General features: G+C 61.6%; 15 protein-coding genes. 6 read left to right on the forward strand and 9 right to left on the reverse strand.

The features are described from left to right. Positions 1–5: 5 nt before the first annotated feature. The 8 genes from NKH19_RS18660 to NKH19_RS18695 form a co-directional block, all read right to left on the reverse strand. Complete coding sequence (locus NKH19_RS18660; RefSeq protein ID WP_352870169.1) at positions 6–1,019, reverse strand: type II secretion system F family protein; 1,014 nt, start codon at positions 1,017–1,019, stop codon at positions 6–8. A gap of 29 nt (positions 1,020–1,048) precedes the next feature. After that, complete coding sequence (locus NKH19_RS18665) at positions 1,049–2,551, reverse strand: TadA family conjugal transfer-associated ATPase (RefSeq protein WP_352870168.1); 1,503 nt, start codon at positions 2,549–2,551, stop codon at positions 1,049–1,051. 29 nt (positions 2,552–2,580) lie between these two features. Further along, positions 2,581–3,870: a CpaE/TadZ family protein gene (locus tag NKH19_RS18670; protein WP_352870167.1), complete on the reverse strand. Its 1,290-nt coding sequence runs from the start codon at positions 3,868–3,870 to the stop codon at positions 2,581–2,583. A gap of 38 nt (positions 3,871–3,908) precedes the next feature. Continuing rightward, positions 3,909–4,646, reverse strand: coding sequence for a CpaD family pilus assembly protein (locus tag NKH19_RS18675; RefSeq protein WP_352870166.1), 738 nt, complete (start codon positions 4,644–4,646; stop codon positions 3,909–3,911). Positions 4,647–4,660: 14 nt separating this feature from the next. Then, positions 4,661–6,181, reverse strand: a complete 1,521-nt coding sequence (locus NKH19_RS18680; RefSeq protein WP_352870165.1) for a type II and III secretion system protein family protein — start codon at positions 6,179–6,181, stop codon at positions 4,661–4,663. Continuing rightward, the gene (gene cpaB, locus NKH19_RS18685; RefSeq protein WP_352870164.1) at positions 6,178–6,990 is read right to left on the reverse strand and encodes a Flp pilus assembly protein CpaB; all 813 of its coding nucleotides are present in this window, start codon (positions 6,988–6,990) and stop codon (positions 6,178–6,180) included. Before cpaB ends, NKH19_RS18680 begins: the two co-directional genes overlap by 4 nt. A 210-nt stretch (positions 6,991–7,200) precedes the next feature. After that, on the reverse strand, positions 7,201–7,719 hold the full coding sequence (locus NKH19_RS18690; RefSeq protein ID WP_352870163.1) for an A24 family peptidase: 519 nt from the start codon (positions 7,717–7,719) through the stop codon (positions 7,201–7,203). 174 nt (positions 7,720–7,893) lie between these two features. Continuing rightward, positions 7,894–8,070 carry a Flp family type IVb pilin gene (locus NKH19_RS18695; RefSeq protein WP_352554696.1) on the reverse strand — a complete coding sequence of 59 codons (177 nt, stop codon included), beginning with the start codon at positions 8,068–8,070 and terminating at the stop codon, positions 7,894–7,896. Positions 8,071–8,405: 335 nt separating this feature from the next. On the opposite strand from NKH19_RS18695, the gene NKH19_RS18700 reads away from it, so the two are divergent. The 3 genes from NKH19_RS18700 (at position 8,406) to NKH19_RS18710 (ending at position 10,213) form a co-directional block, all read left to right on the forward strand. Next, on the forward strand, positions 8,406–8,828 hold the full coding sequence (locus tag NKH19_RS18700) for a pilus assembly protein N-terminal domain-containing protein (RefSeq protein ID WP_352870162.1): 423 nt from the start codon (positions 8,406–8,408) through the stop codon (positions 8,826–8,828). A 139-nt stretch (positions 8,829–8,967) separates the two neighbouring features. After that, positions 8,968–9,549, forward strand: coding sequence for a TadE/TadG family type IV pilus assembly protein (locus NKH19_RS18705; protein ID WP_352870161.1), 582 nt, complete (start codon positions 8,968–8,970; stop codon positions 9,547–9,549). A 46-nt stretch (positions 9,550–9,595) separates the two neighbouring features. Then, positions 9,596–10,213, forward strand: coding sequence for a TadE/TadG family type IV pilus assembly protein (locus tag NKH19_RS18710; protein ID WP_352870160.1), 618 nt, complete (start codon positions 9,596–9,598; stop codon positions 10,211–10,213). 99 nt (positions 10,214–10,312) lie between these two features. On the opposite strand, the gene NKH19_RS18715 is transcribed toward NKH19_RS18710, so the two are convergent. Further along, positions 10,313–11,200 carry a phosphate/phosphite/phosphonate ABC transporter substrate-binding protein gene (locus tag NKH19_RS18715; RefSeq protein ID WP_352870159.1) on the reverse strand — a complete coding sequence of 296 codons (888 nt, stop codon included), beginning with the start codon at positions 11,198–11,200 and terminating at the stop codon, positions 10,313–10,315. A gap of 240 nt (positions 11,201–11,440) precedes the next feature. On the opposite strand from NKH19_RS18715, the gene NKH19_RS18720 reads away from it, so the two are divergent. The 3 genes from NKH19_RS18720 to NKH19_RS18730 are packed head-to-tail and all read left to right on the forward strand — an operon-like array spanning position 11,441 to position 14,367. Further along, entirely contained in the window at positions 11,441–12,682 is a 1,242-nt protein-coding gene (locus NKH19_RS18720) for a phosphopentomutase (RefSeq protein ID WP_352870158.1), read from the forward strand. Continuing rightward, positions 12,675–13,562: a bifunctional DNA-formamidopyrimidine glycosylase/DNA-(apurinic or apyrimidinic site) lyase gene (gene mutM / locus NKH19_RS18725; RefSeq protein ID WP_352875869.1), complete on the forward strand. Its 888-nt coding sequence runs from the start codon at positions 12,675–12,677 to the stop codon at positions 13,560–13,562. The genes NKH19_RS18720 and mutM overlap by 8 nt, the downstream gene beginning before the upstream one ends. A 31-nt stretch (positions 13,563–13,593) precedes the next feature. Then, positions 13,594–14,367 (forward strand): enoyl-CoA hydratase, encoded by a 774-nt coding sequence (locus tag NKH19_RS18730; RefSeq protein WP_352870156.1) that lies wholly within the window; start codon positions 13,594–13,596, stop codon positions 14,365–14,367. Positions 14,368–14,391 lie beyond the last annotated feature (24 nt).

Genomic DNA, 14,391 nt, shown 5'->3' on the forward strand with positions numbered 1-14,391 from the left:
GCATCCTAGACTTCGAAGTTCATCATCTTGCGCATCACCAGGATGCCGATCGACATCCAGACCGCGGCGCAACCAAGGATCAGATTTCCGACGCTGGTGTTGAAAAGCGGCATCAGGTAGGCCGGGCTCGACAGGTAGACGAGAAAGGCGACGACGAAGGGCAGCGCACCGATGATCGCGGCGGACGCCTTCGCTTCCATCGACAGCGCCTGGACCTTGGCTTTCATCTTCTTGCGATCGCGAAGCACACGCGAAAGATTGCCCAGCGCCTCGGAGAGATTGCCGCCGGCTTGCGACTGAATCTGGATGACGATGCCGAAGAAGCTTGCCTCAGTGCAAGGCATGGTTTCGGGCATGCGCAATGTTGCGTCGGGGATCGAGAGGCCCATCTGCTGTGAATCGACGATGCGACGAAACTCGGCCTTCACAGGCTCGGGCGATTCGTTGGCGATCAGGCGCACGGCATCGTTCAGCGGCAGGCCGGATTTGACCGCGCGCACGATGATGTCGAGCGCGTTTGGAAATTCGTTGAGGAATGCCTTGACCCGGCGGGCGCGACGAAACGAGACGAACCAGCGCGGCAGGCCCAGCCCCCCAGCAACCAGCACTCCCGGCAAGGCGAGCATCGGCGCTCCGGCCACAAAGGCGGCCATCGTCAAAACGACGCCGCATACTGCGGAATATATGTAGAAGCGCTCTACGGTCGCCTTCAGGCCGGCCTGACGGAGTTGGGCTTTCAGCGGCGGTTTCTTGACGGCGCTGTCCTTGGTCCTCTGCTTTGCGTCGAGCTCGTTGAGCGAATCCTGAACCGATTTGCGTCGCTTGGTGGCTTCCGCCGCGCGATCGCGCGAGGCCTTGACGACCGAGCGATCCGTCTCGGCGGTCCTGATCGTTTCGAGCCGCTTGCCGACCTGTTTCTCGTTGCTGATCCGAGTGAACAGAAATGCATAGGCGACGGCGCCGGCGCTGAAGCCGGCGAGTACGATAAACGCCAGTACTGTACCGTCAATTCCAAACATTGGCCCGAACCCTTACGCCCCAGGATGCGTCAGTCAGCGCGTTTCTCCATCGCCTCGAGTGCTATGGCGAGGCGCTGCTCCTCGCCATAGTAGCGGGCACGGTCCCAGAAATGCGGACGACCGATGCCAGTCGATACATGTTCTCCCAGCAGCCTGCCATTGGCGTCCTCGCCCTTGATGTTGTAGAGGACGATATCCTGCGTAATGATGACGTCGCCCTCCATCCCGATCACCTCGGTGATGTGGGTGATGCGGCGCGATCCGTCGCGCAGACGCGCCGCCTGGATGATCACGTCGATAGAGCCGACGACGATTTCGCGCACTGTCTTCTGCGGCAGCGAATAACCGCCCATGGCGATCATGGATTCGATACGGTTCAGGCATTCGCGCGGGCTGTTCGAGTGGATCGTTCCCATCGAGCCGTCATGGCCGGTATTCATCGCCTGCAGAAGGTCGAACACTTCGGGTCCGCGCACTTCGCCGACGATGATGCGCTCGGGCCGCATGCGCAGGCAGTTCTTGACCAGGTCGCGCATCGTCACTTCACCCTCGCCCTCCAGATTGGGCGGGCGGGTTTCGAGGCGGACGACATGCGGCTGCTGCAATTGCAACTCGGCCGAGTCCTCGCAGGTGATGACGCGCTCCTCGCGGTCGATATAGTTGGTCAGGCAGTTTAGCAGCGTCGTCTTGCCCGAGCCGGTACCGCCCGAGATGACGATGTTGCAGCGAACGCGACTGATGATCTTGAGGACTTCGGCGCCCTGCGGTGAGATCGCGCCGAACTTGACCAGCTGATCGAGCGTCAGCTTGTCCTTCTTGAATTTGCGGATGGTGAGCGTGGCGCCGTCGATGGAGAGCGGCGGCGCGATGACGTTGACGCGGGAGCCGTCGGGAAGGCGGGCATCGCAGATCGGGCTGGACTCGTCGACACGGCGGCCAACCTGGCTGACGATGCGCTGGCAGATATTGAGGAGCTGCTGGTTGTCACGGAAGCGGATGCCGGTCTGTTCGACCTTGCCGTTGACTTCGATGTAGACGTTCTTGGACCCGTTGACCATGATGTCGGCGATGTCGTCGCGTGCGAGCAGCGGCTCGAGCGGCCCATAGCCGAGCACATCGTTGCAGATGTCCTCGAGCAACTCTTCCTGCTCGGCGATCGTCATCGCGAAATTCTTGATCGCGATGATGTCGTTGACGATGTCGCGGATTTCCTCGCGCGCGCTCTCAGGATCGAGCTTGGAAAGCTGCGACAGATCGATCGTGTCGATGAGCGCGGAGAAAACCTGGCTCTTGGTGTCGTAGTAAGTTTCGCTCCTTTCGCGCTGTGCCCGCTTCGGCTCAGGCGCCAATGGCGGCGCCTCGACCGCACGGCGCGCCGGCGGCGCGACAGGTGCGCTTGGCGCGGCCGCGGGCCGGGCCAGAACCGCCGTGTCCGCGGAACTTGCAGCCGGCGGCGCAACAGGCGCCGGTGCTGGCTGGCGAAATTCCGGCGTGAACCGGCTGCCGTCGTCGCTGCCTCTTTTACCAAACATGATCGACTACCGATTCCACTGCTGAAGCATCACTTCTTGTTGCGCGAGAGCTTGCCGAGCAAATTGCCAAGCCCGGCCTTCTTCTTGGCCTTGATTTCGCTGCGCCCGGTCAGCACATGCGCGATTTCGTTGATCATTGCGACAACCGGGTTCTTGGCATCCATTTCGCCGAGCATGCGTCCGTTGTTGGCGGCATTGCCGAACAGCAACGGATCAAACCCGATGACCGACATCGGCGACAGGCCGAGCGGCTCGGCGAAATCGGACGGCGAAATCTCCGGGCGCTTCGGGACGCCGGCCTGGTTGATGATCAGCTTCGGCGGCGGGTCGTTGGGACGAAGCCGCTTCAGCATGTCGACGAGGTTCTTGGTGTTGCGCAGATTGGCCAGTTCCGGCGTCGCCGTGATGACGATCTCATCGGCCTTGATCAGCGTGTTCTTGGTCCAGCCCGTCCAGACATGGGGAACATCGAGAACCAAAAGCGGCACGCTGCGCTGAGCGGTGTCAATGAGCTGCGTGAAGGCCTCGGGATCGAAATCATAAACTCGATCGAGCGTCGAAGGCGCTGCCAGCAGCGACAAATGCTCGGCGCATTGAGTCAGCAGCCGGTCAAGATAGACTTCATCGATACGCTCCGGCGAAAACACCGCCTCGGCGATGCCTTGCGCCGGATCCTGGTCGAAGTTGATGTTGGCCGTGCCGAACGCCAGATCGAGATCGGCGACGACCACTTCGGATTTGAACAGGGTGGACATCGCCCAGGCGACATTGTGGGCAATCGTCGAGGAGCCGACACCACCCTTGGCGCCGACAAAGGCGATCGAGCGGCCGAGCGGCTCGGCTTCCGGATCGATGAAAATCGACGATATCACGCTGACGATGTCGGCCATCGACACCGGTGCGATCACATATTCGGAAATGCCGTTGCGGATGAGTTCGCGGTAGAGACCAACATCATTGTAATGACCGATCACCACCACCTTCGAGGTCGGATCGCAATATTCCGAAAGCTGGGCGAGCTGCTCCAGCAATTGCTTCGGCTCGCTGCGCGATTCCAGCAGGATCAGGTTGGGCGTCGGCGCTGACTGGTAGAATTCAATGGCGGTGGGGACGCCGCCCATATGGACCTTGAGATGCGCCTTCGTCATGCGGCGGTCCTCGCCGGCGCGCTCGACCGGATTGGCCACGCCCTCGGTCTCGCAGAATGCCTGGATCGAGATGCGCGGGATCGGCCGCAATGCCTGCATCGCGGCGATGTCCTGCTGCGAGGTATCGCTGCCGTCCACCGGGGCGTCGTAGGCAAGGTTGCTCATCGTCATGCTCTTTCCCGTGGCCTGTTCAATCCGAGACTGGCGGCTCAGTACGTCACTTCCGAATTGCCGAGGAACTCGTCCGAAATGCCTCTTGCACGATAGACATCGATCACCGCACCACGATTTTCAGCATCGATTGTGGAGGGCTTGCGCGGGCCGAGCAGATCGGCCGGATTGGCCATCTGGGCGGCAAGATTGTTCTGATAGGAGCAGCCGAAATCGGCATAGTGCTTGTTTTCCGAGGTGTCGCCCAGGTCATCGGGCCAGCGTCCGCATTTGTCGGTCTGGGCCTTCACCGAGATAAAGGCGACGCGAACCGGGGCCGAGGCCTCGGCGGAATCAGATTGATAGGACGTCATGACGATCCGGTTGCGCTTGATGCCGCTGGCGACCGCCAGCCTGGCGAAATCGCGCCCGGCAGCGGCCGCGGCGATCTCGTTGGCCGAGCCGATCGGGATTGCGATCGTCAGCGCCGGGGCGGCGCTCTTGTCGTAACCGTCGAGAAAGCCCGAAAGCGTATCGCGCTGATAGCCGGTCATCCCGCGATCGCCGGCGCCCACCGGCAGGTCTATCTTCTGATTCTTCTCCGCGATCACGATCGGATGGTTGGTGCGATAGTCATCCGGGATGGCGCCGACGGTGATGCTGTCGCGATGGGCGCAGCCGGCGAGCAGCGCCACAACCGCAACCGCCACGACCGGAACGGCTCGCCGGCAGACCTGCGAACGGCCAAAGCGCATCGTTGTGGCGATGGTGCTTGCCTTCAATGCTAACTGAGACATGTCCGCTTCCCCGCTTACTTGTAGATGAAGCCGACGACGCCGTGGTAGCGGCCGTTGGGCTTGTCGGTCTGCATGGTGCCGTAGACGCGATTGACGCGGCCGAGGAACATGCCGGCGCCATCGCTGGCGGCGTTGAAATTGTCGTCCGGCTTGGCAAGGTCGTTGCGCGCCACCGGCTTCACCAGATAGGGCGTGATGATGATGACGAGTTCGGTCTCGTTGCGCACGAAGTCCCTGCTGCGGAAAAGCGCGCCGAGCACCGGTATCTTTGTCAGCCCGGGCAAGCCGTTGACGGCTTGCCTGACATCGTCACGAACCAGGCCGGCGATCATCATGGAGCCGCCAGATGGCAATTCCACCGTCGTGTCGGCAAGACGCTTGCGCAGCGAAAGGGCATTCATGCCGATACTCTGATTGTCCGTGGATGCCGACACGGACCCCTCGGTTGTCGGTTCGGAAACCGAGGTTCGGACTTTCAGGCTTATGCGGCCGGGAGACAACACCACCGGTTGGAATTCCAGGCCGATGCCGTACTCGATCTTTTCAACGCTGTAGGTCTTCAGGCCGGTCTGGTTGTCTTGCGATACGTTCGCGGAAACGCCGGTCACCATATTGTATTCACCACCGACCTTGAAGGTCGCCTTCTCACCGGACACGGCGGTCAAGGTCGGCTCAGCCAGGGTCTTCATGACCCCGGACTGCTCCATGGCGTTGATATAGGCCTGCAGCCCCGAGGCGGCGATATTGAAGCCCGCATTCGACAGCGGCTTGCCGAGACCCGTGAAAGGGTCACTGAGCGCGCCGTAGCTGATGCCGTTGCTGCCGCCGCTGCCGACCATATTGACGCCGAGCTGCTTCATCACCGAACGGCTGACTTCGGCGACCGTCACCTTCAGCGTGACCTGATCGTCGCCGATGATCTGGAGCAGGTTGACGATCTTGCTGGTGCGGCGCTCCTGGTCCGGATTGTTGATATCGACACCGCTCTGGGCCGAACCGCCGGCCGCGGTCTGCGAATATTGGCCCGTCGTCGCTTCACCGCCCGAAACGAAGATCGTCGCCAGGTCGACCGCGCGTTTTGCGTCCAGCGGCGTATCGACCGTTCCGGTCAGGACGACGTTGTCATTGAGCAGTTCCACCTTGATGGCCGACGTCGGGAGGAAGCGCCTGATATAATCCTCAAGGCCAGCAACGTCGCGTTCGACAGCCAGATCCAGACTGACGATCTGCTCGCCATTCGGGCCAAAGACAAAGATGTTCGTATCGCCGACCGCCTTGCCGAACAGGTAGATGCGCCTTGCGGTGCGGGTCACCGCATCGGCCACCGCCGGGTTGGCGACGAGAATGTCGTAGGCATCGCTCGGCAGGTCGATGACCACCGACTTGTTAAGACCAAGCTTGACGCGCTGGGTGGCCGTCGATGCCGTGACCTGGGCATTCTTTGCCTCGACAGCGCTGCCTTGCACATTCGTTCCGACGAGCAGCAGGCCGAATGCCGCGGCTGCGATTGCCGGCAGTTTACCACTTAGCCTCATTTCCTTGCCCCTACTTCGGAAACTTCGCCCGACTTGATCAGCCTCACCGTTCCCCTGTGGCCATTGCCGGAAACGAGGTAGTCGGCCTCACCCAGATTCTTTTCCTGCGTATCCGCGACCGCCCTCAGCGCCAGGGTCAAGCGATCGGCCATTTGTTGGGCGACAGTGATGATCTCCGCCTGCTTGGGCGTCAGTTCCAGCGTGGCGGTCTGGCCCACCCTGGTCTTCTTGCCTTCCTCGTCCTCCTGAATGGTCTGGTCGATGGCCAGGACGCGGATGTTCTTGAGGATGGTCTCGGTGTTGAAACCGGCGCCAGCGGCGCTGGCATCGGCTCTGCGGGTCATGATCACATCGACGAAATCGTTCGGAAGAATGAAGCCGCCGGCCGACGTGTCGGCCGAAATAGCCGTGGCGACCGCCCGCATGCCGGAAGGCAGGATCGACGACATGAAGCTTTGCCCCTCGCCGATCAGCTTGGAACGCCGCAGAGGCTCTCCGGCATACATCGCCACACGGGCAAGGGAGCTCTTCAGCTTCTCCAGCGCCTCGGGCTCGGCGGTGCGGGTGATGAAATTCGCATTGACGCCGTCGGCGGGCCAGGATTGCCAGGCGATGTTGTTTTCGATCGGGCTGCCCATCGGAACGTCGCCCGAAAGCACAAGCACATCCTGCAGAGCCACGGCCGGGGCCTGGGGGCCGGAATCGACGACGACCTGGGGCGGCGGTGCCACCATGTTTTTCGCGACATAGCCCGCGCCGCCGGCCGCGGCCACCGCCACGCTCAGAATTATCAATCGCGATGCTGGCATCTGTCCGAACCCTTGCCCTGGCAAACCACGTAGCCAGGCCGGACTTTGCAGCGGCAATCGTCAAAACAAGGTTAATGTAATGCTTACGATCGTGATTAATTTAAGGTTTACATAAATTAGCCGGAATGCGCCCTGATCGGCCAAAATGGCCGGGGCCGGGCCTGTTGAGAACCGGTTGCGGCAATGCTGACAGATAAAATTAAATCGCGGTCAGGCCGCGAGCCTGGTGAGCGCCCATCCCATCAAAGGCGAATCCGGATAGGTCAGCAACCCACCAAGGCCGAGCGCTACGCCGTAGGGAACGCCTTTTGCCTCGTCGGCGAAATGGCGCAGAAACGGATTCTGGCCGGTAACGGCCGCAAGCAGCGACTTCCGGTAGAGGATGATCGCGAGCGTCAGCAGGCCACCGATGATTGTCGAGGCGACAAGATACTCGACGAGACTGACATTGAGACCCATCCACATCGCGGTGGCAGCCAGAAGCTTGGCGTCGCCGCCGCCCATGCCGCCCAGAGCGAACAAGCCGAACGTCACGGCCAGGACTAGGGCGCCGGCGGCGAAATGCCCGCCATAGGCCGCCCATCCCATGCCCGTCAGCGGCGCAACCAGCGCGAAGACGACGACGAGCAGCACCGGCACGCGATTGGCGATCGTCATCGACAGCATGTCGGAGATCGCGGCAAACAGCATGCAGAACGGAAAAACGACGAAGATCAGGGCTTCAAGCATCGGCGCTGTGCCTATTTGTCCGAATTCCACGGGCCCCAATCTAGGCATGTTCGATTAACGATTGATGAGGCCGAGAACGAAAGGACGACGGATGTTGGCAGCGGCATGGAAAAAGGACCGCCATGTGGCGGCCCTTTTCGAGAATGCAATCCAAGCGCTCAACAATATGGCAGATTAGCCGCCGCTGGTATTCAGGGTGGAACCGATAGCGGTGAACTTGCCGTTGAGCGCATTGCCGAGTGCGCCGGCGCCGGTGATGATGGCGAGCGCGATGAGAGCGGCGATCAGACCATATTCGATAGCGGTCGCGCCGGATTCGTCCTTCACAAAACGTGCGATGAGATTAGACATTCGAGAGCTCCTACTCCACGTGTTACAGCACTTCCGTCAACTTCTGTGATGGTTGATCGGATGCTGCCAATCTAGGGAGAAGCTCTTTCGATCGGCTTAATAAACAGCCTTACCGATTCCTTTCCCGGTTCGAATATATTGCGTGGTTAACTTCGGGCTAAAGTGCCGCCGGACCTTCCAATCCCGGGTTTGGCGGGGCTTGCGGCCCCGACCGGATCGCGCCTCGCGGGCGCCCTTGCCGGTCATGGCACCATTGGCAGCACCGCATGCTTAACCGTTGGTTCACCAATCTCGTTCATGTTCCGTTGATCAGTCTGCTTGCGTGGAGCGCCTCAATGGCCCAGCCGAGATCGTCAATCGTGATTGCCGCGCTTCTTGCCGCCACGACCTTCGTCGCGCCAGCCATGGCCGGCCCCGGCATCGAAGTCACGATGAACCAGGCCAAGATCGTCAAACTGTCGCGCCCGGCCGACACCATCGTGGTCGGCAACCCGGCAATCGCCGACGCTTCCGTGCAGGACGCCTCGACGATCGTGCTGACCGGCAAGGGCTTCGGCGTCACCAATCTGGTCGTGCTCGACACCGACGGCAGCCCAATCGTCGACGAGCAGGTTACCGTCGTGCGCCAGGCCGCCTCGTCCGTGCGTATCTATAGGCGTGCCGAAATCCAGACGATGTCCTGCACGCCCTATTGCGAAAGCTCCTACAAGAGTGATGCGGAGAAGTCCTCCGAAGCGGAAATGAGTGTCAGCCATTAGGATGGTGCAGCCGAATGCCGTTCAGGTTATCGGCTGGTTAAGAAGCCAACGCCGACTTTAACGATCATCCAAACCGGACCTCAATCGGTTTGCGCTAGTTGCTCCTTCCGAGACCGCATAGAGATCGGCAGGATCAGACATGAGCAAGGAATTCGGCTGTGCAGGCGAACACAAGGCGAGACGCCCAAGGTTTTTCGCCCGTTTTCTTCGTGACCGCCGCGGCGCCACGGCAATCGAATTCGCGATCCTTTCCGTCCCGTTCGCATTGCTTGTCTTTGCCATTCTGGAAAGCTGCATCTCGTTCGCCGCGCAGGAAGTGATGGCCAACATCACCGACGATGTCGCGCGACGATTGCGCACCGGCCAGTTGAGGGCGGCCGACATCGCTGGAACCAATTTGCGGGACATGATCTGCACAAAACTGCAGATCATCGTTTCCCAGGATTGCAAGGATCAGCTGCAAGTGGATCTTCGCCAATATACGACGTTCGCCGACGCGGCCGCGGCCGGTTTCAAGATCCAGGGCGGCCAAATCATCCTGACGAACGGCACCGCCGAGCCGCCCTTTGCTGTTACGGCGGGTGCGCCGGAATCGAGGAACATGCTGCGGGTCTTTTACAAATGGCCCATCATGACCGACCTTTTGGCCCAGTCGATGGGCGGCAACAAGACGCTGCATTTCGCATCCGTGACCTGGCAGAACGAGCCGTTCGACAACTGAGTTCGAGGCGGATGCACGAGCAGCAAAAAGAAAAAGGGCAACGGGCATGATGCGTGCGGGGGCACATCTCAGGACTACGGGAGTTTGGCGGAAAGCAGGTCGATTCTGGGCCGATCGCCGCGGCATCGCGGCGGTCGAATTCGCCTTGATCATGCCTATTCTGCTGATCATGTATTTCCTGACAATGGAGGCGTCACAGGCCATCGAGACCAGCAAGAAGGTCAGTCGTATCGGCAGCATGGTGGCCGATCTCGTCACCCAGCAGACAAGCGTCCTCAAAGCGGATGTCGACGCCATCATGAAGATCGGCACCGTCACCCTTCAGCCCTACAGCCGCTCGGCCCCGAGCATCACCATAACGGCGATACAGGTCTCGGCCGATGGGACGAAGGCATTGGTGGTATGGTCACGCAAGTTGGTCGCGGGCGTCGCCAGCCCCGGCGCCGCCGCGACCACGGAGACCACCGTTCCAGCATCGCTCAAGGTCGCCAACACCTTCCTCATCCGCGTCGAAAGCACTCTCGGCTACACGCCGGTCATCGCCTGGTCGGCGAGCAACCAGCAGAAGCTCGGATTGACCTCGGCTTTCAGCAACATAACGATGGGCGAAACCTACTATCTGCGCCCTCGCAGAAGCGTGACGGTTACTTGCGGCGACTGTTGAACCGGGACGGCCGGGCAGTTTGCAGAACCGCTCCGGCTCTTAATCCCACGCGATTGCAGGTGAGAACCCGTTACGCAGATTTTCCGTTTTGGAATTGCGCTACTGCTGCTGACCTCTGCCCGAGACGAAGCGCACGATAGAAGCGGCCATCTCGTAATCCTTTGTTGTCACGATGGCGAAGCCGCCGGAATGCTTCGATTCCAGGAGGTCGTAGATATCAGGCGTCGTCGACTTGAGGTTGGTGAGGAACACGGTGAGCCGACGCTTGGCTTCAGGATCAAGATCGCTGCGCACCGCATGAGGACCATATCTCAGCAGGCCCGACGTCCACACGATCCGAAGTGCCATAACCGAAAGCCCTGCCGCTTCAAGCCTGGCCTGCGTGCCCGATGCTTCCGGCTGACCGTCGGCAGCGGCCGTCGCCCAGCCGAACAGGCCATCGGCCCTACCATCGATCAGCATCGTCTCGGCGGCCGCGGCCGAGTCGGCATGGATCAGAAACGGTGCGTCTTCAGCGACCTCGCGGCCTTCCCCGGTCAAAGCCGCAAGTGGCAAGAGGGAACCGCCGACGCTGTCAGAAGGCGCCATGGCGATGCGATGGCTCTCCATCGCAGCTAGGTCGGGCAGCTTGCCGTCCCGCGTCAGCAGAACGGAGCGGATGCCGATCGCACCGTCGGAATCGACCGGAGCCACAAGCGGCTCGATACATTCGCAGCGCTGCGAGGCCGTCGCATAGGCGGTCGCCGAATAGATCGCGTATTCGATGCGGGCATTGGCCTGCGCCTCGATCAGCGCCGCATAGTCGTGGGCAACGACAAACTCGACCTTCATGCCCAGGGCCTTGGTGTAGGCGTCGGTCAACGCAGCCAGCCCGGGAACGGTGTTGCCGGCGCCTGGCTCGGCAACGATGCCGATGCGAAACGTGCCTATGTCATCGCGCCAGTCGGCATGCGCCGGACTGGACCAGACCACGGCCTGCACCAGCATGAGGGCAGCAGAGGCCTTCAGTGCAACGCTCCGAACCGCCGTCTCGTTTCCTCGACCCATACCCATCCGTCGCATCGTTGCGACATGCATTCCTTGTTTGTGCATGTCGTTGCCCAAAACCGCCGCGCACCTTTGGGCGACATCACTGGACTATCGCGCCAAGCCGTTGCCGTTTGGTTTCCGAATTGCCAATGAAGTCGCGGAACCCTATGTCTGGTCGTTCAAACTGGCAACCAACCGATGGCGCGCGCTTTTCTCTTCGTTCTGGACTCTTTCGGCATCGGTGGCGCGACCGACGCCGACCGCTACGGCGATGCCGGCGCCAACACATTCGCGCACATCACCGAGGCCTGTGCCGAAGGCCGCGCGGATCGCGAGGGGCTTCGCGGTGGACCGCTGTTTGTCCCCCACATGGCCTCGCTCGGGCTTGGCAAGGCTGCCGAAACCGCGACGGGACTGGGCTTTGCCAGCAGCGGGGCGGATCTGCTCGCCACGGCCTTCCACGGCGCCGCGCAGGAGATTTCAAGCGGCAAGGACACGCCATCGGGCCATTGGGAAATCGCCGGCCTGCCGGTGCGCCTGGACTGGGGCTATTTCCCGGATACGGTTCCCGCCTTTCCGGCTGAACTGACCGAGGCGATGATCCGCGAAGGCAAGGTGCCGGGCATTCTCGGCAATTGTCATGCATCGGGCACCGAGATCATCGAGCGGTTCGGCGAGGAGCACATCCGCACCGGCAAGCCGATCTGCTACACGTCCGTCGACTCGGTCCTGCAGATCGCCGCGCATGAAGTCCATTTCGGCCTCGATCGGCTTTATGAATTCTGCAAGGTGGTACGCAAGCTGGTCGACCCGCTGAGGATCGGACGGGTTATCGCACGGCCTTTCGTCGGCGAAACCGCCGCCACTTTCGAGCGGACCTACAACCGCCATGACTACGCCGTGCCGCCGCCGGAGCCGACCCTGCTCGACCGGCTGACGGCGCGTGGCAGCCGTGTCATCGCCATCGGCAAGATCGGCGACATCTTCGCTCATCGCGGAATTTCGCAAGTGCGCAAGGCGGCGGGCAACATGGCGATGTTCGACGAGGCGCTGGGCGCGATGGATGATGCCGGCAACGGTGATCTCGTCTTCGCCAATTTCGTCGACTTCGACACCGAATTCGGTCATCGCCGCGATGTTGCAGGCTATGCCGCCGCGCTCGAAGCCTTCGACCGGCGACTGCCGGAGGCATTTGCAAGGCTGCGGCAGGGCGATCTTCTCATCCTGACGGCCGATCACGGCAATGATCCGACCTGGCGCGGTACCGATCATACGCGCGAGCGCATTCCGGTGATCGGCACCGGACCGGGTTTCAAGGGCGGCGACATCGGGCTGAGAACGACATTCGCCGACATCGGTGAAACCGTGGCCGAGCATCTTGGGCTGGCGCACGGCCGCTATGGCACTTCTTTCTATACGGCGATTGGCGGTCATGCCTGAATTGCCGGAGGTCGAAACCGTCCGGCGCGGACTGCAGCCGGTTCTGGAAGGCGCAACCATTGCCCGTGTCGAGGCGCGCCGACCGGATCTGCGCTTTCCATTTCCCGAGAAATTCTCGCAGCGGCTGACCGGCAAGACGATCACGGCACTTGGTCGCCGGGCCAAATATCTGACGATGGACCTGAAAGGCGGTCCCGTGCTGATCTGCCATCTCGGCATGTCGGGCTCATTCCGCATCGAAACGGCGGACGGCAGCGACACGCCTGGCATCTTCCAGCACGACCGTTCGAAGAGTTCCAACCACGACCACGTCGTCTTCCATGTCGTATCTCCGGCGGGCGCCCGATCTCGCGTGATCTTCAATGATCCGCGCCGCTTCGGCTTCATGTTGTTTGCGGAAGGGCCGAACGTTCATCCGATGCTGGCCGGACTGGGCGTTGAGCCAACGGGCAACACGTTGGACGGCGCCCTGCTTGCCTCATTGATGAAAGGGCGGCGATCGCCGCTGAAGGCAGCGCTTCTCGACCAGAGGCTGATCGCCGGGCTCGGCAACATCTATGTGTCGGAGGCGCTGTGGCGCGCCGGCCTGTCGCCGCTGCGCGAGGCGGGCACGATCGCCAAGCCCGGAAAGAAAGCCCAGGCCCAAAGCGAACATCTCGCCGAAGCCATTCGCTCGGTGATATCAGATGCGATCGCGGCAGGCGGGTCCTCACTGCGGGACTATATGCAGACCGATGGGTCCCTGGGCTATTTCCAGCATTCCTTCGCCGCCTACGACCGCGAAGGCGAGGCCTGTTCGAAACCCGGCTGCGGTGGCCACATCGAACGGATCGTGCAGAGCGGCCGATCGACCTTCTATTGCCGGACATGTCAGCGGTGAGTTAGACGAGCGCGAGCGAGGAGAAGCAGTCATGACCTATGAAACGATCATCACCGAGACGCATGGCAAGGTCGGACTGATCAGGCTGAACAGGCCGCAGGCGCTCAACGCGCTGAACTCGCGGATCCTGACCGAAGTGGTCGCGGCCGTGAACGGTTTCGGTGCCGATGCCGGTATCGGCGCCATGGTCATCACCGGTTCCGAAAAGGCTTTCGCCGCCGGCGCCGACATCAAGGAGATGCAGTCGATCTCCTATGCGGACGCCTACGCCCAAGACTTCTTCGTCGGCTGGGAGGAGCTTACGCGGGCGCGAAAGCCTGTTATCGCGGCCGTAGCGGGCTATGCACTCGGCGGCGGCTGCGAGTTGGCGATGATGTGCGATTTCATCATCGCCGCCGACACGGCAAAGTTCGGCCAGCCCGAAATCACGCTCGGCGTCATTCCAGGCATGGGCGGGTCGCAACGGCTGACCCGCTTCGTCGGCAAGGCGAAGGCGATGGACATGTGTCTGACCGGGCGGATGATGGATGCCGCCGAAGCCGAGCGTTCGGGCCTAGTGTCGCGGGTCGTGCCCGCGGGCGACCTTGTCGAGGAGGCGCTGAAGGCGGCCGCCAAGATCGCCAGTTTCTCGCTGCCATCGGTGATGATGGCAAAAGAGGCTGTCAACCGCGCCTTCGAGACGACGCTTGCCGAGGGATTGCGGTTCGAGCGCCGACTGTTTCATTCGCTGTTTGCGCTGGACGATCAGAAGGAAGGCATGGCGGCGTTCGCCGAGAAGCGGAAGCCGAATTTCACCAACCGCTGACGCCAATCCTTCAACTGCGAAGAA

It is taken from the genome of Mesorhizobium sp. M1338 (assembly GCF_040318045.1).
Taxonomy (GTDB): domain Bacteria; phylum Pseudomonadota; class Alphaproteobacteria; order Rhizobiales; family Rhizobiaceae; genus Mesorhizobium.